Annotated in this window: 22 protein-coding genes and 1 pseudogene; 3 read left to right on the top strand and 20 right to left on the bottom strand. The window is 45.8% G+C overall.

Going from position 1 to position 18255, the window contains the following annotated elements; genetic code table 11:
* Position 1 precedes the first annotated feature (1 nt).
* The gene (locus H6G89_RS32410) at positions 2-442 is read left to right on the top strand and encodes a hypothetical protein (RefSeq protein ID WP_199337069.1); all 441 of its coding nucleotides are present in this window, start codon (positions 2-4) and stop codon (positions 440-442) included.
* A 27-nt stretch (positions 443-469) separates the two neighbouring features.
* Here the strand turns inward: H6G89_RS32410 and H6G89_RS32405 are convergent, their stop codons facing one another.
* Genes H6G89_RS32405 through H6G89_RS32395 form a run of 3 tightly spaced genes read right to left on the bottom strand, consistent with a single transcriptional unit; the run spans position 470 to position 2283 of the window.
* Positions 470-1186 carry an SDR family oxidoreductase gene (locus H6G89_RS32405; protein ID WP_190514139.1) on the bottom strand — a complete coding sequence of 239 codons (717 nt, stop codon included), beginning with the start codon at positions 1184-1186 and terminating at the stop codon, positions 470-472.
* Between the two features lie 34 nt (positions 1187-1220).
* On the bottom strand, positions 1221-1952 hold the full coding sequence (locus H6G89_RS32400) for an SDR family oxidoreductase (RefSeq protein WP_190514138.1): 732 nt from the start codon (positions 1950-1952) through the stop codon (positions 1221-1223).
* A gap of 34 nt (positions 1953-1986) precedes the next feature.
* Positions 1987-2283, bottom strand: a complete 297-nt coding sequence (locus H6G89_RS32395) for a hypothetical protein (RefSeq protein ID WP_190514137.1) — start codon at positions 2281-2283, stop codon at positions 1987-1989.
* A gap of 380 nt (positions 2284-2663) precedes the next feature.
* Between H6G89_RS32395 and H6G89_RS32390 the strand changes: the two genes are divergently transcribed.
* A complete protein-coding gene (locus tag H6G89_RS32390) occupies positions 2664-2957 on the top strand; it encodes a hypothetical protein (protein WP_190514136.1) in 294 nt (97 codons plus the stop codon).
* A 246-nt stretch (positions 2958-3203) separates the two neighbouring features.
* A complete protein-coding gene (locus tag H6G89_RS32385; protein WP_190514135.1) occupies positions 3204-4895 on the top strand; it encodes an S-layer homology domain-containing protein in 1692 nt (563 codons plus the stop codon).
* A gap of 557 nt (positions 4896-5452) precedes the next feature.
* On the opposite strand, the gene H6G89_RS32380 is transcribed toward H6G89_RS32385, so the two are convergent.
* The 17 genes and pseudogenes from H6G89_RS32380 to H6G89_RS32305 form a co-directional block, all read right to left on the bottom strand.
* On the bottom strand, positions 5453-6208 hold the full coding sequence (locus tag H6G89_RS32380) for an SDR family oxidoreductase (RefSeq protein WP_190514134.1): 756 nt from the start codon (positions 6206-6208) through the stop codon (positions 5453-5455).
* A gap of 88 nt (positions 6209-6296) precedes the next feature.
* Positions 6297-7109, bottom strand: coding sequence for a helix-turn-helix transcriptional regulator (locus H6G89_RS32375; RefSeq protein WP_190514133.1), 813 nt, complete (start codon positions 7107-7109; stop codon positions 6297-6299).
* A gap of 229 nt (positions 7110-7338) precedes the next feature.
* Positions 7339-8091 (bottom strand): SDR family oxidoreductase, encoded by a 753-nt coding sequence (locus tag H6G89_RS32370; protein ID WP_190514132.1) that lies wholly within the window; start codon positions 8089-8091, stop codon positions 7339-7341.
* Positions 8092-8355: 264 nt separating this feature from the next.
* Positions 8356-8943: pseudogene (locus H6G89_RS32365) on the bottom strand (IS630 family transposase); the annotation flags it as partial.
* A gap of 228 nt (positions 8944-9171) precedes the next feature.
* On the bottom strand, positions 9172-9465 hold the full coding sequence (locus tag H6G89_RS32360) for a hypothetical protein (RefSeq protein ID WP_190514131.1): 294 nt from the start codon (positions 9463-9465) through the stop codon (positions 9172-9174).
* A gap of 38 nt (positions 9466-9503) precedes the next feature.
* Positions 9504-9908: an EthD domain-containing protein gene (locus H6G89_RS32355; RefSeq protein WP_190514130.1), complete on the bottom strand. Its 405-nt coding sequence runs from the start codon at positions 9906-9908 to the stop codon at positions 9504-9506.
* Positions 9909-9980: 72 nt separating this feature from the next.
* Positions 9981-11033, bottom strand: a complete 1053-nt coding sequence (locus tag H6G89_RS32350; RefSeq protein WP_190514129.1) for a tetratricopeptide repeat protein — start codon at positions 11031-11033, stop codon at positions 9981-9983.
* A gap of 12 nt (positions 11034-11045) precedes the next feature.
* Complete coding sequence (locus H6G89_RS32345) at positions 11046-12206, bottom strand: DUF4331 family protein (protein ID WP_190514128.1); 1161 nt, start codon at positions 12204-12206, stop codon at positions 11046-11048.
* A 36-nt stretch (positions 12207-12242) separates the two neighbouring features.
* The gene (locus tag H6G89_RS32340; protein ID WP_190514127.1) at positions 12243-13238 is read right to left on the bottom strand and encodes a zinc-dependent alcohol dehydrogenase family protein; all 996 of its coding nucleotides are present in this window, start codon (positions 13236-13238) and stop codon (positions 12243-12245) included.
* Positions 13239-13355: 117 nt separating this feature from the next.
* Positions 13356-13712, bottom strand: a complete 357-nt coding sequence (locus H6G89_RS32335; protein ID WP_190514126.1) for a 2Fe-2S iron-sulfur cluster-binding protein — start codon at positions 13710-13712, stop codon at positions 13356-13358.
* 220 nt (positions 13713-13932) lie between these two features.
* On the bottom strand, positions 13933-14565 hold the full coding sequence (locus tag H6G89_RS32330; RefSeq protein WP_190514125.1) for an NADPH-dependent F420 reductase: 633 nt from the start codon (positions 14563-14565) through the stop codon (positions 13933-13935).
* Positions 14566-14801: 236 nt separating this feature from the next.
* Complete coding sequence (locus H6G89_RS36050; protein ID WP_199337068.1) at positions 14802-15122, bottom strand: enoyl-CoA hydratase/isomerase family protein; 321 nt, start codon at positions 15120-15122, stop codon at positions 14802-14804.
* The gene (locus H6G89_RS36045) at positions 15085-15579 is read right to left on the bottom strand and encodes an enoyl-CoA hydratase/isomerase family protein (protein ID WP_199337067.1); all 495 of its coding nucleotides are present in this window, start codon (positions 15577-15579) and stop codon (positions 15085-15087) included. Before H6G89_RS36045 ends, H6G89_RS36050 begins: the two co-directional genes overlap by 38 nt.
* 26 nt (positions 15580-15605) lie before the next feature.
* Positions 15606-16472, bottom strand: a complete 867-nt coding sequence (locus tag H6G89_RS32320; RefSeq protein ID WP_190514124.1) for an oxidoreductase — start codon at positions 16470-16472, stop codon at positions 15606-15608.
* Between the two features lie 14 nt (positions 16473-16486).
* Positions 16487-17185 carry an SDR family oxidoreductase gene (locus H6G89_RS32315; protein ID WP_199337066.1) on the bottom strand — a complete coding sequence of 233 codons (699 nt, stop codon included), beginning with the start codon at positions 17183-17185 and terminating at the stop codon, positions 16487-16489.
* 40 nt (positions 17186-17225) lie between these two features.
* A complete protein-coding gene (locus H6G89_RS32310; protein ID WP_199337065.1) occupies positions 17226-17750 on the bottom strand; it encodes a DsbA family protein in 525 nt (174 codons plus the stop codon).
* A 223-nt stretch (positions 17751-17973) separates the two neighbouring features.
* The coding region (locus tag H6G89_RS32305) for a helix-turn-helix domain-containing protein (RefSeq protein ID WP_190514123.1) at positions 17974-18255 on the bottom strand (282 nt) is incomplete at its 5' end.

Genomic DNA, 18255 nt, shown 5'->3' with positions numbered 1-18255 from the left:
AATGACTCAGGAAGACCTCAAAATGAATCTACGCGAACGGGTTCAGGGACTTCTCGACTTTCAGAAAACTAATCCAACCGTCGAAGAAAGCTACGAGCGATTTTACGACGAGCATGTGGTTGTGCAGGAAAACTTACAACCACCCCGTGTTGGACGCGCACTCAGCATCGAGCGGCAAAAGCGAATGAACGCCAATGTACAGGAGCTTCACGAGTTTAAGATTGGAGTTGTTCTGGTGGATGGTTTTACCGCCTCTCATCCACTAGACGGGCACTCCGTCATTGAAATGCACCTTGAGATCACAACAGTTGATGGCTACCGCATTCGGATTGAAGAGTTAGGCTTACAGACCTGGAAAGACGGACGAATTATCCAGGAGCGTTATTTTTATGATCCGAGCAACATTCAAGGAAACGCAAAAGAGATTAATGAAGTTCATTAGCTTAATCATCAAGAAGTACTTCTTCACTCAATCCGTAACTTCTTCTGAAACTTGACCAGACCAGGTTCCTAGCCGTTCACCACTATCTACATCTACAACCGTATTTGTCACTGCTGGATTGGTCATAAGTGCGATCGCCATTTTTGCAATATCAATAGGTTGTCCAGCATGGTGAGCTAATTGGCGATCGGGCGTTAGTCCAATTCCGCCCGGAGATATTGCATTGACGCGAATGGGAGCTAACTCCAACACCGCAGGACGCACCAAGCTCTCAATGCTGCCATGTAAACTGCTCCAGACCCCATAACCCGTTACAGGTCTGCGTCCACTGCTGCCCGAGAGAAGCGTGATTGAACCAGAGGGGCGCATCACCTTTGGAGCAAAATGCAGCACATGATACGACATCCAAAATCGGCTAAAAGCGGCTTGAGCAATTTCTGGAGAGGTTTCTGGAATACTGCTGGCAGATGTTCCACTCGATGCGGTCACAATAATGTGATCCAGTGGAGCGAGATCTTGCAAGAGTTGGGCTGCTTCTTGCTCAATCGCAGCATTGGCAGCGTAAGCGGTTACACCCTTTGGTAACGAAGCGATCGCAGCCTCCAATTTGCTGTTTGAACGACTGGAGAGAATCACACTTGCTCCCAGCATTGCGCTGAGTCTGGCAATTTCCAATCCCATCCGACTGCTGCCACCAATGATCAATACCTTTTGTTCACTCAGGTCGTAGAGTTCTTCTCGCATAACAGACACCTCTTAGTTCGTTCATGAGCGTCATTTACATCACTGTTAAACCACCATCCACAGGCAAGATAGCCCCTGTAATGTAAGTATTGGTCATTACGCTCAATACGGCATGAGCCAGCTCTTCGGCTTGTCCAAGATGCTGTACAGGTAGCGATTCCTCTGCCCACTTTGCCAGGTCTGATCGCTGAGAATCTGTGTTGCTCCACACGCCTGTATCGACGACCCCAGGAGCAATCACATTGACGCGAATCGGTGCCAGTTCTGCTGCCAATGCTCGTCCAAACACAGCAACCGCAGCACTCGCCGCCGACATCACAGAAACCCCTCCTGCCCTGGAGGGCTTGAAAATAGAAACACTGGAGGTCAGGGTAATCGAACCCGTTTGAGCGATCGTTTTTACGGCTGCACGGGCAGCAAAGAAGGTTCCCCAAAATTTCTCCATCCCGCGTTGAGCAATTGCTGTTGACATTTCTGCTAACGGTGAACGGAGTAAATTTTCATCTGCCACAGCCGTAATCACTAAGTGGTCAAAACTTCCAACTCGCTCAAACAGCGCGTTAACAGAATCCTCATTCAAAATATCAGCCGCGATCGCTTCCACCTGACCGGAAATGAATTCCTTTGCCCGATCGAGTTTGTCTTGAGAGCGGCTAGATATCACCACCGAGGCTTCCAGTTCTGCGGTCTGCTTAGCAACCGCTAGACCAATTCCTGAACTTGCACCAATGATCACAATTTTTTTGCCGGATAACGAATCAACCATTGAGTTCACCTTTATCTAGTGCAAGTTTGAAATTCTATTTCAAAGCAGAGTCTTGTCGTCCACCCAACCGTTGAGTTTGGGCTGGAGGCAGAATATTGATGGCAGGAACAGCATAGGCTCCCATCTTCTGACCAATAATTAGAAATCGCTCTAAGTCAGCTAACCCTTCAATGAGGCGAGCATGGCGCAGAGAGCCAGAATCGATCGGGCTAAATCCAATTTCTTGAGCCAGTTGTATCACAGTTTGCTTAGCTGCCACATCATCCGCTGCGACAAAAACGGATACGTTGTAGTTCTTCAGGGGTTCTGGTGCCAACTCAAACACTTCCATTGGAATGGTGTTGAAGGTGTACAGTGACTTTTTATTTGACGTGGAGACACATTAGTGTCACTGAAGAAGCAAAGCTAAGTCTGGCTTGCTTCTTTGTCCCAAGCCGGGCTTAGCTTTGTCAATGAACAGATTGCCAGCTCACTGAGTAAATTCTCTTTATAACCTTGCAGCACAGGAGATTTCGCTTGACGACATGAATTTGTCTCAATGTCATTTAATCTGTCACTGTACAAAAAATCCATCAAATCCGTCCCCAAGGGAATTGACAGTTTTAAGAGAGCTTGAAGATATTAAATTTTGGGGAACCATTAGGAGAACATGGTTATCACTTTTCAAAGTGTTGAACTATAAAAGCACAGTGCAACTTAACCGATAATGCTATGGCAGATACCCCAGAATCTTCCACGCCCTCTAAGCTCAGCTATAAGTTGAAATCGCTCATGATTCAAGGAGCGATTGGATTAGTTTCCCTCACAGGAGCGTCTGCAATCCCAATTATTGTGCAACGTGTCATGACACCACCGACTCCTACGGTCAGTCCCTTTAATGCGACAACCGTTGCGCCAGTACAGGCAGAAGTCTCACCTAGTAGTTCTCCTACGGATGAACCTCAATCAAATGGCAATGGTCGAGGTAGAGACAAGGAAGAACGTCGGAATCGACGTGAAAAATAGCGCACCTAATTATTAAGAATTATTGCTGCCAAAGCAAACATCCTGAACTCTCCTCCGTAAAGGAGAAGATTCGTTTCGACAGGGTGTTACCAGAATGGTCAAAACCTGGTCTTGAACTCGTTATTTCCCAAGTAACCCAGCAGCAAGTGCAGTAACCTGCTTGAGATATGAATGGTGGGAACCTTCTAGTATTTGTTACTTCACTTGCATTAACTGAGGCTTTTCATTCACCGTAACGGAGTTCCTATGAGTAAGACTTTTTCTTATCCCAGAAATTTAATTGCAGCGATCGCCACTTTAGGTACGCTAACTGCGATCGTAGCTCCTGCCTTTGCAGCAGATGGTGTGCCAGAAACGACAGCAGTTTCCGCTTCAGAATCTTTGAATGTTTCTCCACCTGTAGATCCAGTGATTTCAGGTGATCAAGTTGCCCAAGCAACTAGTGACGATGATGTCAGTGTAGACCTACCGGATGCTGTAGAAACAGCAGTTTTTCAAGATATTACCAATCAATCAGGGGCAGTGACATCCGACTTACGAGTTTTGGAAGCTCGGCAAGAAACCTGGTCAAACGGCTGTTTAGGCTTATCTCAGCCAGATACGATTTGTACGATGGCAACCGTTCCAGGGTGGTTAGTCACTGTCACAGATGGCTTACAGTACTGGGTTTATCGCACGAATGAATCAGGTTCAGTCGTTGCCTTTGATCGTACTGCTAGCGAAACTCGTGTCGCTCAAGCTGAAAGCAGTTCTCAATCAGAATCTCGGACTGAGACAAGCATCGAGCGACGTACAACTGTAACGACTGAAACGCAAAGCACCACTCAATCTGGAACAGTCGCCCTGGAAGGACAAAGCCAAACAACCGTAGTTACCCAACAAACGGCATTTTCTCAAACCGTTCAAACGGCTGTTTTTCAGGCGATCGCTCAACAAAGTCAAGTGCAAGTGTCTGAATTGCGGGTGTTAGAAGCCCGACAAGTGACTTGGGCAAACGGATGTTTGGGATTACCGGGTAATGGTAGCTGCACTCAAGCAGAAGTGCCTGGATGGGTAGTCGTGGTGAGTCGTGGACAACAGCTCTGGGTCTACCGCACGAACCTGAACGGTTCTGTGGTTGCGTATGATGCCGTTGCCACAGAAACTCGGATTGCTCAGCTACGAGGCCGTCAAGAAACACGAGTCTTTTCAGATGTGCAAACAGGATATTGGGCAAATCCTTTTATCGTAGAACTGGCAAAACTGGATATTATTGCTGGATATCCTGATGGCACTTATCGTCCTGAACAGGCAGTCACACGAGCGGAACTGGCAGCAATTATCCGGCGGGCTTTTGAGGTGACGGAAGTGCGCCAAGCCGTGAGGTTTACGGATGTTAGCACGACCTATTGGGCATATAGTGCGATCGAGGAAGCGTATGAGATGGGTTTCCTTAGCACAGTATCGAGTAATGCGTTCCGTCCCCAAGCCAGTCTCACTCGTGCGGATGTTTTGTTTGCCTTGGCGCGTGGTTTAAAGATCTCAACTCAAACGTCTCCTGAAACTTTGCTGTCTGCGTACGATGACGTGCAGATTAGCAGTGATACCCGTCTCCTGCTGGCCGCTTTAACTGAGCAAGGCATTGTCGTGAACTACCCCAATGTGCGATTGCTAACGCTTGAACGGGTAGCAACACGGGCAGAAGTTGCAGCGTTTATCTATCAAACGCTAGTTAGCTTAGGTCGAGTGGAAGCGATTAGTTCGTCCTATGTTGTTCCTGGTCAAGCAACGGTTATCAACAATGGAACAGCTGTACAAACGGATTCTCGTGAATCTGCCGGTCGCCGTAATTGCAATCAGGGGATAGGCAATGGAGCAGAAGGCTGTGACCCTGGCAACTCCGCACCGCGTGGTGGCAGTAATGATGAGGGAGGACGCACCCCCGGACGCTCTCAATAAGCAGTTGGGGAAAGGGTATCTTCTGGAAAGTAGTCAGGCTTTGAACTCATGGATCGAGCATTCGTCGATGGGCGAGGTCATTCAGTGCCAATCAGCTTCTCTTGCCCAAACAGACTAGTGTTGCGAACACAAAGTTCTGCAATGTAGGGGGTTTGGGGGCTTTGTCCCCAAGAAGGGGTGAAACCCCTTCACCCCCTTTAAAACTTATTTTTTGCTGTACTAGGTGTGCCATGAAAATGAAGGACTGGCTTTCCTCGAAGATCACCATATTCTGCATATGCCAATGAATGCCCATCCTTCAGCTTAATCCTACGGGCACTATTAACGGACACCATACCTATATCGATTGAGAAACGAATTCATAATATCAAAAGGTCATGTAACAGAAATCTACCCCATAGTGCTTATTAATCTCAAATGCTCCTACAAGCACCGGCTTCAGCTGAAATTATGCAGGTTAACGACCAAATTGAGTGGTGACAGATAACGTAGAAACGAAGCAAAATGGCATTACATCACCGCACCAATGATTTGTTAGAACACCTACATAACCAAGATTACCTGGCTAGGAACCCCCCATTGACAAAAATGGTTTGTGCAGTCACCCATCTGGCTTCAGAAGAAACTAAAAACTTCACCATCGGTACAATGTCACTGATCTCACCAAGTTGTCCGCTAACACTTTGATGTTTGAGCCACTCTGTGGACTCTGGAGTTTCTGCGGGATGAAAAAATGAGGTATTGATGGGTCCAGGAGCAATAGTATTGACTGTAATACCACGATGCCCAATTTCTTTGGCTAAAGCACGAGTGAAGTCCTCTAGCGGTGCTTTGCTTCCTGCGTAGATTGAGTAATACCCAGTAGTTGCACCAAGCAAAGTCGTTCCTAAGTTCAGAATTCGTCCGTTATCCGCCATGTGTTTCGCCGCTTCACGCATACAGAAAAAGGCAGCTTTTGAGTTGATGGCAAAAATGCGATCGTAATCTTCCTCGGTAATTTCTAGAACTGGTTTTTTGATGATCATTCCCGCGTTGTTGATCAGAATATCGAGGCGACCAAATCGTTTCATCGTGATTTCAAACAGTTTCTCGATTTCAGAAATGTTGGTTAAATCACCTTGTGCAATCTGAGCATCACTGCCCAACTTCTGCACTTTGCTTGCTAAATCCTCTGCTTCCGTTCTCATTTCAGGGTTGCGATAGTGAATAACAATAGATGCACCTTCGGCAGCTAGTGCTTCTGAAAATGCGCGTCCCATATTTCTCGATGCACCTGTAATTACGGCAACTTTGCCTGTAAGTGATTGAGTCATAGCCACTCCTAGTTCTGAGTGGTAACCAATCTACAAAATATTGCTGACTACTGCTATCACAATCGGCTGCAAATTTGTCACAATCCGTTCAATGCTGACGAAGTTTACCTGGAGTGATGCCAAACTGTCGGCGGAATAGCCGAGTCCAGTGGGATTGATTTGCAAAACCAGTTTCGAGCGCAATTGTTGCTAAGTTCAGATTGCTAGATCGTAGCAGTTCTAATGATCGCCTTAATCGCATTGTAGTCACCCATTCATACACCGATTGATTAAACTGCTTCCGAACAATGCGTTGCAATAATTGTGACGTTGTTCCTGCGATGCTTGCCAATTCAGCAATCGTGATCTTCTGATCAAGCTTAGATTGAACGTAATTCTCCAGAAGATTAAAGTTAATGGGTTGTCTTTCGTCCAACGTTGAAGGATGCAGATGAATCAATCTCAGATGTTGAATCAGGGCATTAGTGATACTTTCTCGATACAAAATTACATCGGGATCATTGCGATACCCTTGACTATACAACGCTTCTGCTAATCCTCGGATGAGTGGATCGCTGTGCATAATAAGCGGCTTTCCATCTGCAAATTGCGGATTTAGGCTCTCAGCAGGAAATGTGATAGAGGCATAGCGCATATGTGCACCCTTATAATACCCACCAAAAGTTGAACCGGGAGGTAGAAATGAAAAATCTCCAGGAACAATTGGACCTTTATAACCTTTTCCCCCGGCTGCTTCTACTTCAAAGGCTGCAAGTTGGGCATTAAAGTTAACAACTAAACAAGGATCGGAGTACCCTTCGTACCACGTTAGGCCATCTACCGGGGCTTCCGTGAACACTCGCATTTGAATTTGAACCGTTTCGAGCCAATCTTCTTGCAGGATGAAACTTTGCTCTGCCATAGTTCACAGAAGAATGTTTTAGAGAAAAATACAGTCGAAACAACAATTAAACGTCTTACACAATCTCAATTACCCTAATACTTACCAGTAACCATCAAACCATTATCTCAAGACGGATAACGATTATGCATAGAGAGCTACCAGTCAAGCTCACCGGACACAGATTGCCTCAGTAGCTAACAGACAATTTTTTCTGGTGCAGCAACTGGTTAGACTGCCTATGAATCAATTACAGATGCGCACCGCCTGAAGCTTCAATGCGCTGACCTGTCACCCAACGGCTGTCCTCTGACGCGAGGAATGAAACTACATCTGCGATGTCATCAGGCATACCAATTCGCTTGATAGCCGAAGTAGCAAGGGTTTGTTGTTGCCCTTCCTCAGAGCGCAGCCAGGATGCATTGAGGTCTGTATCAATAGCTCCTGGAGCAATAGTATTCACAGTGATTTCGCGCTCTCCGAGTAAAACAGCCAAATGCTGGGACAATACATCTACGGCACCTTTAGAAGCTGCATATACTGCATAAATGGGGTAGGAAAAACGAGTCAAGCCAGTGCCAAGATTAATGATCCGGCTATTGTTTCGAAGACGCGGTATAGCGAACTGAGTGACAAAGAAAAGCCCTTTCACATTGAGAGCAAACTGATAATCAAAATCTTCCTCAGTCCAGTCATTGACAGGCTTTGCTATAGCTGTACCTGCATTGTTAACAAGAACATCAAATTTGCATTCTCCTGTAATGGTCTCTAGTTGCACATCGATTTCCTCAAACATCGAGGCAATACTAGAGGTTTTAGAAATGTCAGCTTGAACAGCGAAAGCTTTACTGCCCAAAGACTTTATTTCAGATACAACTTCGTCAGCAGCTGTTTGATTTTGACTATAGTGTATGACGACAGTCATTCCGTCTTTTGCAAGTCGTAGAGCAATAGCGCGTCCTAATCCACGACTAGCACCTGTCACAAGCGCAATTTTATTCATGTTTTAGCTCCTTTTGGAGGGGAAAATGTTTCCTGTTGTCCAGCAGCTAAGCTGACTGTCCAACGGGTACCTCTGTTAGGATGTTTACCAGATTTGTCAGGAGCCTGTCTTATGCATTCTTGCTACCTTTGTGATCTCTTGTATTTCTACCTTACTCTTGATTTCTTTGTTCTAAGGTTGGCAGTCGGGTAAAGGAGCAGGTTTTAGATGTAGCTCCTCCCTCCTTTTAAGACCAAATACTACCCTCCCATTACTAGTGTTCAGTCAATTATTAATAGACGGGTAAAGTCGCTTTAATTTCACCCTGGCATCAGCAGTCGTAAAGCGCCAGTCAATCCAGGTTTCCTCATGATTGCGGTTATCCTGCCAAGCTGTAACTTCCCGCTTGAGCGTGTCCATATCAGGAATGCGACGATCCAAACATTGACGACTCAAAATACTCAGTTCAATTTCAGCCATGTTTAACCAACTGCCATGCTTGGGCGTGTGACAAAACTCCACACGGCCCAAGATTCGCTGTGCCTCTTCTGGTTCAAAGGCTTTGTACAATGACGAAGGCGAATGGGTGTTGAGATTATCTTGAATGACGATGACTTTGTCTGCTTGGGCGTAATCTACATCAACTAAGGTTTTGAGCAAGTGAGCATAATCGAGGGCTGTGCGTTGCTTTGTCACCTCCACCCGTCGCCATCCCACCATCGGTTCACTCACCATAAACAAGTTCGCTGTGCCGTTGCGTTCATACTCATAATCGACCCGTTCTGGTTGTCCCCGTTCTGCTGGAATGGGAACACGGGTTTCTTTGACTAATTGCTTGGTTGCCTCATCAATGCAATAGTGCTTGTTTCCCAAGTGCCTCAGCTCGTTCTTCTAAGCTGAGCTGATCATGAAATGTTTCCTGAGCCATGCCCTAATTTCTCCAAGGGTAATTTACAGGTAGTTTTCTTAAGTTCCCCTGCACAACCGCATTATTGCCATAAAGTCACTCGTAGCCTTTCTCCGCTGTTGGTTCTCTGAAAGTTGAGAAACCCCTGAATTCGCTTGCACAGGTTCACTATGAGGTCTTCTCAACTGGCTAAACTACGTCTTGGCAAACAGTGCTTCTAGACCTGTGTAAGGCTTCAAGGGCAGAATCTCGAATGCTAAAGCCTCAGCTTTTGCCATTGGAAACTCGGAGGCGATCGCTTGCATTGCCTGCAAATCTGGGGCTTCACAAAGCAGTACTGCACCGCTCATGTCTGCGATGTAATAGAACGATCGCACAGTCTCTGCCGAATAGCGTTGCCAGACAGCTTCAGCCTCAGCCTTGACGTGAGGTAATACTTGCTCTGTTGCAATCCCTGGAGCAATTCGTGCCAAAATCAAAAACTGCATGATGACCTCATAAAGCTAGATGGTTTGAAGTTATTGTCTTAGACGGTTGGTGTTGAGGAGAAGTCGAAAACGGTATACTCCTCCGTGAGAAAAGCGCGAGATTGAGCAAAGTCTACGAAATTAACTTCTCCCACTGTCGGGTCTGTGATGTACTGTTGCGCGGCTGCTTGTCCTTTAGGTGTACTTACTGCGGCTAAAAAATCTTCCATACTGTCCCACCAAATTTCGGTAACGCCATCATAAAAAGAAGCGTCTAAACCCCGTGACTTGGCAATTTCCAGGTTTACTGGAGTATCGATCGTGTGACTTTGAATATATTTAGTTGCCTTCAGCATTTGAGCAAGTTTGCGAATGAAGGGACCGTGGACATCTTTCCAGAATGCATGGAAATCCTCATTACTCAAGTTAGACTGCTTACGAATGCAGTAAACAAATTTAATCATCACTTTTTCCTCGTTTTTAGATGAAGCTAGGTGGATTACAGCACTACCTGCTTAGTAACTGGCTCTTGAAACCTACCTACGTTCTTGGTTAGCTACCGCAGCTTGATTTAATAAGCTGTATGCTTGTGGCGTTTGACGGACTTCTAGATTTTTTTGAGCAAGCTGAAGTGCTTTTAACGGATCTGCCCCAGTTCCTAACCAGAATCGAGATGCATGATCGGCAAAAGCTTCCGGGTAACAATCTACCAATTCCTCATAGCGAATTGCAGCAACGGTACGCCAATGTTTCGCTTCTGCATCCTGTCCGGTTTTGCTTAAAATGCTTGACAATTGTGCAGCATAATCAGGATCATCTGCTGATAAAGCCAAAGGACGTAGCAAGATGATTGCTACCTCATCATTACCCAAAGCTGCATTTATTTCCGCCAAGTGCCCTTGAGCAGCAGCATAAGCCGGAAACCGATGGCTAGCAGCTTTAAACCAAGCGCAGGCACAAGATAAGTTCCCTGCCTGCACACACAGGTGCCCCCATTGAAAGTACAACCATGCAATTGGGAAGGGCGAAATACCAGAGTAGGATTCTTGAGCAGCAATCATTAGTTGTTCCGCTGTGACAAAATCGCCACGGTCAAGTTGCAGAACTGCAAATGCACCCAATGTGTCAATATTTGGATTGGTTTCAACTGCGCGCTGACGAATGGTTAACGCTTGCTCGTAATGACCGATTGCTTGCAAAATTGTAGCCCGCGCTGCATTGACATGACTATCGTCATAACCAAGTTGCTCACTGCAATTGAGATCCGCTAGGGCTGCTGAAAAGCGATGAAAAATGGTGTGGGTTCTGGCACGGGCAAAGAAAGAGTTTGCGTCTGTAGGGAATTTTTGCACAAGCTGTTCAGCAAGTTGACTGGCGTATTCATAATCGCCAATGTTACTCAAGAACTGTCCCCGCATCGCGAACAGTTCGACCAGACCTGCTCCTTGAACCGCACTAATATTACGCCGCCTAAATTGCCATAATTGCCCCTCGATTTGAGAGTTTAAGTTAATTAGTGCGATCGCGCCATCAGTTGTCCGAAACTCTGCTTGAGACAATGGTTTTGACGATGCAGGAATTTGCCCCATAATATTCTCCATTTACGGCTCAGCTAGAATCTGGGCCAGTCGATCAAAGTTTGGCAGTGCAGGTGGAGTCGGGTTAGGGGCTTGCAGATAGGGAAATTGATAATTTGCCCGCTTGAATGCTTGATCAATACCATCGGAAATGCGATCGCCATTTCCAGCATTGATATAGAGCGTAAACATCGTATCTACGATGTCATCATTGAGCGATCGCCCACCACAAGTCTGATGAACAATGCCTTTGAGCATTGACTGCTCAATCTCAAAGTAACTGGTTTCAGAGAAGGGTTTAGAAACATCAACAATCAGGAAGTCAGCTAGTAGCAAATCTGTGAGGGGATGATTGCCTTCTTTATCAAGTTGCCAGTCTGTTTTACCGTCACACTGATCCCAATCGGCAAGGTTTGCGTTGAGGCGAGCGCGATATGCACTCAGATAAGGGGGAGCTAAGTTGAAAGCGTCTTCCTGATTATAGAGATCGCGGATTTCCAGGTCTTGATTGACTCGATCAGCACGAGGAATCGACATGGTAAAATTCTTAATTTCCGGACGACCTAAGCGAGCCAGACGCATCGGTAGCTTACCCGCTGTCCATGTCTCTGCCACGATTGCAAATAATGAATGGTCTGGTATTCCAAGCAGTGTGGCGACCTCTAGTTCAACCACAATGCTAAGAACATTCGCTCCATTAATGAAATCTTCGCCTGAACTTGATGCTACCTGGTGATGTTTCGTGGTTCGTAATACCCACGTTACATCAGCGAAGAACGGATCAAGTCGCAGTCCAGCAAACATCCGCAACCCTGGTGATTGAGTTCCTTCCGGGGCGTGAACTTGAAATGAGACAGTATCTCCAGTTGGCGTTGTACAAGTCCCTTGTTGCACGAATTGATCGCTGCCGTTCTCCTTGGTTGGAGCCGCAAAAGTAAAAGTAAAATCAAATTCTTGATGATCAACGTCAAAGGCTGGTTTCTGCCCAGTGTAGGCAATATGAGCGCGGCGAATCCGAAATTTGTAGATAGCCCCATCCGAGAAAAATGCAGAATTTCCAGCAAATGGAAACACGTTCATGACCAGAACTAAACGCCCCGTCTCAGGACTGGGAAAAGCGTATAAATCTGTAATATCAATGACTGGTTCGGCAAGCATCCGAGGACCGTCAAAATGATCAGACATACCTGTGTCCTACTCCATCTTAAAGTTGCTAAGCGTTTAAACGGTGACAATAATCTTGCCATTCTGCTGATTGGATTCCATGTACTGATGTGCTTCCACAATTTGCTCCAGTGAAAAGAGGCGATCAAGCACAGGAGTCAGTGCTCCTGATTTCAAACCGTCATAGATGTATTGTTTGGCACGGTCTAATTTTTCAGAGTTAGTTGTGATTTCAAACAATGTATAACCCTGCACCTTCAAACCTTTCTGCAATGCAGCAAATAGAGGAAAAGGAGTCGATGCAGTTTCATCTAACGCACCATAGACAAAAATAGTTGCTCCTGGTGCGGCTGCCGCTGCCAAAGGTTCTAGAAACGATCCGGCTATAGCATCAAAAATTAGATCAGCCCCATGTCCCGATGTAATCTCCATAACTCGGCTGACTAAGTCTTCATCATTCGTGACAATGACGTAATCTGCTCCGTTGTCCAACAGCATTTGCTTTTTAGCTGTACTGCGCGTCGTGGCGATCGCCACTGCTCCTGCGGCTTTGGCGATTTGAATCGCGGAGTAGCCTACACTACTGCTAGCGGCTGTAATCAAAACAAAATCTCCTGCTTTCACCTGCCCGTACTCAACCAGAGGACCGTAGGCAGTAATATACTGCATCCAAATGGCAGTTCCTTGTTGGGGTGAGAGGCTATCAGGATAAGGGGCAACAGCGGTTGCTGGGACGATTGCGCTTTCCCCATACACGCCGTACTTTTTCATGGAAAAAGCAGGAATGGTACTGACGCGATCGCCAATCTGGAAACTCGTTACGCCCTCACCAATCGCATCGATGATTCCCGATGCTTCATACCCCAGGGTAGATGGAAACGTTTCAGGTAGCTCTAGATATCTACCTGCTCGAAAACCAACCTCGGCACGGTTAAGCCCGATCGCCTCAACCTTCAGTCGTACTTCCCCAGCACTTGGTTCTTTGAAGGGTTCATCGTTCAGCTTTAGAACCTCTGCACTACCAAACTTGTAAAATCGAACTATTTTCGGCATGACAGTTGTACTCCGTAATTAGGTTAATTCCGCCGTCTTGGATTGGCAGTATCCATTCGTCCTATACAAGGGGCGATATATAAGGCGTGAATCACAAAATTGACTGATTGCTATCAATCAAGCTGAAGCCGAAGCTGCCTGAATCATCGTGACAGGAACTTCTCCTTCTCCCCAAAAACCATCGTATTTAGTCACTTTAATGTCTCCCAAAACCTTGACCTGGCAAGCAAGGCGACGACCTGATTCGATGCCTTTGTGAGGAGGAAGATTTAACCGTATCTTTTCTACAGTTGTAGGCTCAGAAGCGACTCCTTCAATTGCTACTGCACAGGCACCACAAGTGCCATGTCCATGACAATTAATGGTTGCCGCTTTACCGTTATACAGTTTCACCTTCTGGCTGAGCAGAAAATCGCGAAGATTAGTACCAGATTCACAGGAGAAGGCTTGTTCATTGACTGTGATAGTTGGCATTCCGTTGTACTCCTAATTAATTGGTCTTTTATTCACTACTAAATTTTTGTCATCCCCTCTTCGAGCCGTACGGTAGGAGATTAAACGACATCAAGACAGATTTGTAAGGCTAAGTGACCCACCTTTACTAAAGGACATAGAGAGAGCCTACCTGGTGAGCCTATTAAGCTAGCTTCCTTAATCAGTACTCTCATGTCATAAAAGCACTGAACAGCTTGGCTCAGGCAGCCAATTGAAGCAAAAGTGCATCTGCTTCTGTAATGGTGAGATTTTTGTTGTAGAGGGGTGCATTTGGCTCAAAGATTACACCACTGGCTAGATTGCCAATATCTTGAGCGGCAAATCCGATTGCTTCGATCAACTGAATCACCATTTGCTTAGCTTGGAAATCATCGCCACAAACCTGAACTGCAATGCGCTGATCACCAGAACGAAACGCCATTTCCTCTAATACTTTGTAGTAGATGGAGTTGAATGCTTTAATTGTGTGAGCACCTGGAAACTGGCTAGCAACATATTCTGTTGCAGTTTGTAATTTGTTCTCGATAATCTGCCGGGCAATATCGCCATCCCTTTGGGGATAAGGATTAGTAGCATCAATTAGAATCTTGCCATCCAAACGTCCTACCTGTTGCACTAGTGCAGGAATTTTACCGAATGGAATTGCTAGTAAAATGACGTCTCCAAAGGTCACAGCTTCTTGCACTGTTCCTGTCTGAGCATTAACCTTGGCTGCCATTGATTTTAGCTCCTCTGGATTTCTGGAGCTAAACAAAACTTCGTGTCCCACCGTTGCCCAGTGTCGCCCTAATGTGCCGCCAATGTTGCCTGAGCCAATAATGCCAATTTTCATGATATTTACCCTTTAATGAAATTTTTGGGACTTCAAAAGAAAAGCATACGGATTTCGTCAGACTTTACCCTTGAAGAACATGGTTGTAAGGATCCGGTAGCTTTGTCACTACTTTTGAGGGAAAAAGTGATAAAGCTGCATGAAGTGCCCAGTAAGGATTCGCGTGACATCTTGATTTAGTGTTGTCAAAGTAGTTTTTTGCTACTGTTTATCTCGTTGCACGTTTCACGGCAAACTCATGAACTAGATATTTTAGGCTTAACTGATGAAACAATTGATAGTCCCTCTAAACCCATGTCAAACGGTAATTCATCAATGACGCGCCGCTTCAGTTTTCGTGTGAACATGAGCCGCGTATAGCGACGAGTGAATGGATCGAGACGAAGCAATTGTTCAGCGAGTTCATTAGCTCTAGACAGCAATTTCTCACGGGGATGAACTTCGTTAACCATGCCAATTTGCAATGCGTCTGTCGCTGTTAACTTCTGCATCGTTAGGAGGAAATAATGTCCTCGTACATCACCCCATTGCTGCCGGATAGAGAATTTGTACACCATCGGCTGGGACAACCCCACCTCCAACTGACAAATGCTGATTGTCTTGAAAGTACGCTTCTTCAGCCGCCAGAATAATGTCTCCCATTAAGGCATATTCGCCATGAATTGGTGCAGGGCCATTGACAACGGAAATGACGGGAACACTAATATCAAGAAAGTTGTAAAGAAGCTGACGAGCTTCTGTGAGGATGGCATACCAACCCGCAGGCTTTGTAATGTCATCCACTGTAGAAAAGTCAATGTGGCTAATCCATTGTTCACCTGCTCCTGTGAAGATTACTACTTCATTTTGCCGATCGCGGGCAATATCACTAAATGCCTCTGGAAACTCTCGATGTGCCTTACCTGTATGAACGTGCGAATTGCCACTGGTGTGCATTGTGATGGTCAGAATACCAGAGTCTGTACGCTCTAGTTTCAGATTCTCGTACTTATCCTTGTAGTCTGTAAATTCCATGTCAACTTCCTTTAAAAACTAACCTTCTATCCTCCGATCGCCATCATTTCTGCCCCTTCAAAAGCTGTGTTTACTGAAACTTCTCTCCATGCATCCAGTTCTGCTTGGAGCGATTGCAGCTTGTTCTCCATCAAATTCACGGCATCTGCACCTAACACCAATCGCAATGGAGGATTGGCGCTCTCCACAATTTGAATCATTGCCCCTGCTGCTTTGTCAGGATCGCCGGGCTGCTGACCATCAACTTCTGTTGCCCAATCCAGGAGCTTACCGCTGCTTTCGGCGTAGTCTCCAATTCGCTGATCTGGCACTGCTAGAGAACGTCCGTTAAAGTCGGTGCGAAAGGCTCCCGGTTCGACGATCGTAACCTTAATGCCCAGATGCGCTACCTCTTGCGCTAATGCTTCAGAAATTCCTTCCAATGCAAACTTGCTACCGTTGTAGACGCCAACGCCAGGAAAAGCAACAAACCCACCAATGGATGACAAATTTAGAATATGTCCGCTGCGTTGCTGCCGCATCAAAGGCAATACTGCCCGTGTCATATTCAAAACTCCAAACACATTCGTCTCAAACTGGCGACGAATGGCATCTTCGCTGACTTCCTCGATCGCTCCCAATGCACCGTATCCTGCGTTATTCACCAAGACATCAATTCGACCGAAGACAGCAAGTGCAGTATTAACTGTGTTATGAACTTCTTGGGGAATCGTGACATCCAGGCGAATAGCTTTTACTGTATTCGGATACTGCTGCACCAGGTTATCCAATTGTTCAGGTTTACGTGCAGTCGCAACAACGATGTCACCTTTTTCAAGAACTGCTTCAGTGAGCGATCGACCAAAGCCCGTTGAACTTCCTGTGATGAGCCAGACTTTTGAATTGTCAGTCATAAACACCTCTTGAGTTAATAAGAAATCTCTTTGCGATCGCGGAAAAACTTTCCACTCAACTTAGGAGAAGCTTCTGTCGCTAACCAGATCGCAGTATCTGCACCTTGTTCGGGCGATCGTGGCGCAGCATTACCACCCATATCAGTTCTTACCCAACCGGGACACATGGCGTATACTGCAATTCCTTTCGAGTGCAATGCCTTTGCTAATAGAATTGTTGCACCGTTTAGAGCGAGCTTGGAGAGAGAATAGCTGGGGACATTTGCACTGATTCCGTCTAGCGCACCATTGCCACTAGAAACATTAATGATGCGAGCAGCAGGTGCTTTCTCTAACAAGGGCAAAAATTCCTGAATGATTTGGATTGGACCAAATGCATTTGTGTTCATTGTTAGATTTAACAAATCACGATCGACCGTGAGGATATTCACACCCTGATCCGGATAAATCCCTGCGTTGTTGATCAGCACATTTAAATGGCTGAATTGATCACGTATATCTTCTGCCGCTGAATGAATTGAAGAATCATTAGCCACATTCATTTCAATTGGATAGACATTTGATGATGAAAGCTGTTCAACTGCTTGTTTTGCTTTATCCAGTGAACGTGCTGCCAAAATCACCTCAAAACCTGCTGCCACAAGTCCCTGACAAATTGCAAATCCAATTCCTTTATTTCCACCTGTTACCAGTGCAATTTGGCTTGTCATCATTCAAGCAATCCTTTACAAACTATAAGCACCGCCCCTTTGACTACTGTCCTACCTGCTCGATCGCCGCTAATAATGCCTCATTTGTCAAACTTCCGTTATAACGATCGCGATTGATGAAAAATGTAGGAATTCCATTTACCCCACTAGCAATACCGCTTTCCCGATCCGCTTGGATTTTAGGAACATAGAGATGCTCTGCCACTTCTCGCTCAAAGCGATCGACATCCAACCCTAAGGACGCAGCGAAACGAAGTAGCTTACCATTACCTCGGTAATGCTGTTGCTCAAAAAGATAATCATGAACTTCCCAAAAGTATCCTTGAGCTGCTGCTGCCTCTGCGGTTTCAGCCGCATGTTGAGCCATTGGGTGAATCGCAGTTAAAGGGAAGTGGCGAAACACAAAACAGAAGGATCGATCGTCACGCTTTTGAATTGTTTTGATAGTATGGTGGACTTCTTTGCAGCGCGGACTTTCATAGTTCCCGTACTCCAGCAGTGTAACGGTTGCACTTCGACTTCCTAGAATGTGGTCACATTCACTAACTGGAACTACAAGCTGCGCCACAGTGATAACCCCAAATTGAAAGCACTCAGGTCAAGTTCATTTAACCTTCGTTGTTGCTCTCTAGTCTATTTGGGAAGATTGATTCCGCCTATGACACTGCTAGCAATCTTTTACTACGCAAATTGATAGATAGTGAACTAATCCTTTTGGTCTATCAGTTTCTATAACATTTAGCTGATGGAGTATAGCCAGAAATACGATCGCCATTTCTAGAGGAGTTACCTTACTCCAGCCGCACTAAGCCTTTTCTCAATGCTAATGTTGCGGCTTGGGTGCGATCGCTCACACCCAGCTTGCTTAATATGTTATTCACGTGGGCACGTACCGTTCCTTCACTAATTTGCAAACTTGCACCAATCTCTTTATTACTTTGCCCTGCCACGATCAGATGCAATACTTCCAACTCACGGTAAGTGAGATTGGGGCTGCTGAGCCGAGCCGCTAATTTTGCAGCGACTTCTGAGGGGATGCGAGTTTGTCCGCTATGAACGGCGCGAATTGTGTC

This window comes from Oscillatoria sp. FACHB-1407 (assembly GCF_014697545.1).
Taxonomy (GTDB): domain Bacteria; phylum Cyanobacteriota; class Cyanobacteriia; order Elainellales; family Elainellaceae; genus FACHB-1407.
Note: the sequence above shows the minus strand (reverse complement) of the source record. Positions and strands in the feature narration are given on the sequence as shown.

What these genes read in the sequence shown, in the direction of transcription:
- H6G89_RS32410 (WP_199337069.1), top strand. Translation starts at nt 2, where the DNA reads ATGACTCAGGAAGACCTCAAAATGAATCTACGCGAACGGGTTCAGGGA.
- H6G89_RS32405 (WP_190514139.1), bottom strand. Translation starts at nt 1,186, where the DNA reads ATGCGAGAAGAACTCTACGACCTGAGTGAACAAAAGGTATTGATCATT.
- H6G89_RS32400 (WP_190514138.1), bottom strand. Translation starts at nt 1,952, where the DNA reads ATGGTTGATTCGTTATCCGGCAAAAAAATTGTGATCATTGGTGCAAGT.
- H6G89_RS32395 (WP_190514137.1), bottom strand. Translation starts at nt 2,283, where the DNA reads ATGGAAGTGTTTGAGTTGGCACCAGAACCCCTGAAGAACTACAACGTA.
- H6G89_RS32390 (WP_190514136.1), top strand. Translation starts at nt 2,664, where the DNA reads ATGGCAGATACCCCAGAATCTTCCACGCCCTCTAAGCTCAGCTATAAG.
- H6G89_RS32385 (WP_190514135.1), top strand. Translation starts at nt 3,204, where the DNA reads ATGAGTAAGACTTTTTCTTATCCCAGAAATTTAATTGCAGCGATCGCC.
- H6G89_RS32380 (WP_190514134.1), bottom strand. Translation starts at nt 6,208, where the DNA reads ATGACTCAATCACTTACAGGCAAAGTTGCCGTAATTACAGGTGCATCG.
- H6G89_RS32375 (WP_190514133.1), bottom strand. Translation starts at nt 7,109, where the DNA reads ATGGCAGAGCAAAGTTTCATCCTGCAAGAAGATTGGCTCGAAACGGTT.
- H6G89_RS32370 (WP_190514132.1), bottom strand. Translation starts at nt 8,091, where the DNA reads ATGAATAAAATTGCGCTTGTGACAGGTGCTAGTCGTGGATTAGGACGC.
- H6G89_RS32360 (WP_190514131.1), bottom strand. Translation starts at nt 9,465, where the DNA reads ATGCAGTTTTTGATTTTGGCACGAATTGCTCCAGGGATTGCAACAGAG.
- H6G89_RS32355 (WP_190514130.1), bottom strand. Translation starts at nt 9,908, where the DNA reads ATGATTAAATTTGTTTACTGCATTCGTAAGCAGTCTAACTTGAGTAAT.
- H6G89_RS32350 (WP_190514129.1), bottom strand. Translation starts at nt 11,033, where the DNA reads ATGGGGCAAATTCCTGCATCGTCAAAACCATTGTCTCAAGCAGAGTTT.
- H6G89_RS32345 (WP_190514128.1), bottom strand. Translation starts at nt 12,206, where the DNA reads ATGTCTGATCATTTTGACGGTCCTCGGATGCTTGCCGAACCAGTCATT.
- H6G89_RS32340 (WP_190514127.1), bottom strand. Translation starts at nt 13,238, where the DNA reads ATGCCGAAAATAGTTCGATTTTACAAGTTTGGTAGTGCAGAGGTTCTA.
- H6G89_RS32335 (WP_190514126.1), bottom strand. Translation starts at nt 13,712, where the DNA reads ATGCCAACTATCACAGTCAATGAACAAGCCTTCTCCTGTGAATCTGGT.
- H6G89_RS32330 (WP_190514125.1), bottom strand. Translation starts at nt 14,565, where the DNA reads ATGAAAATTGGCATTATTGGCTCAGGCAACATTGGCGGCACATTAGGG.
- H6G89_RS36050 (WP_199337068.1), bottom strand. Translation starts at nt 15,122, where the DNA reads ATGGTGTACAAATTCTCTATCCGGCAGCAATGGGGTGATGTACGAGGA.
- H6G89_RS36045 (WP_199337067.1), bottom strand. Translation starts at nt 15,579, where the DNA reads ATGGAATTTACAGACTACAAGGATAAGTACGAGAATCTGAAACTAGAG.
- H6G89_RS32320 (WP_190514124.1), bottom strand. Translation starts at nt 16,472, where the DNA reads ATGACTGACAATTCAAAAGTCTGGCTCATCACAGGAAGTTCAACGGGC.
- H6G89_RS32315 (WP_199337066.1), bottom strand. Translation starts at nt 17,185, where the DNA reads ATGATGACAAGCCAAATTGCACTGGTAACAGGTGGAAATAAAGGAATT.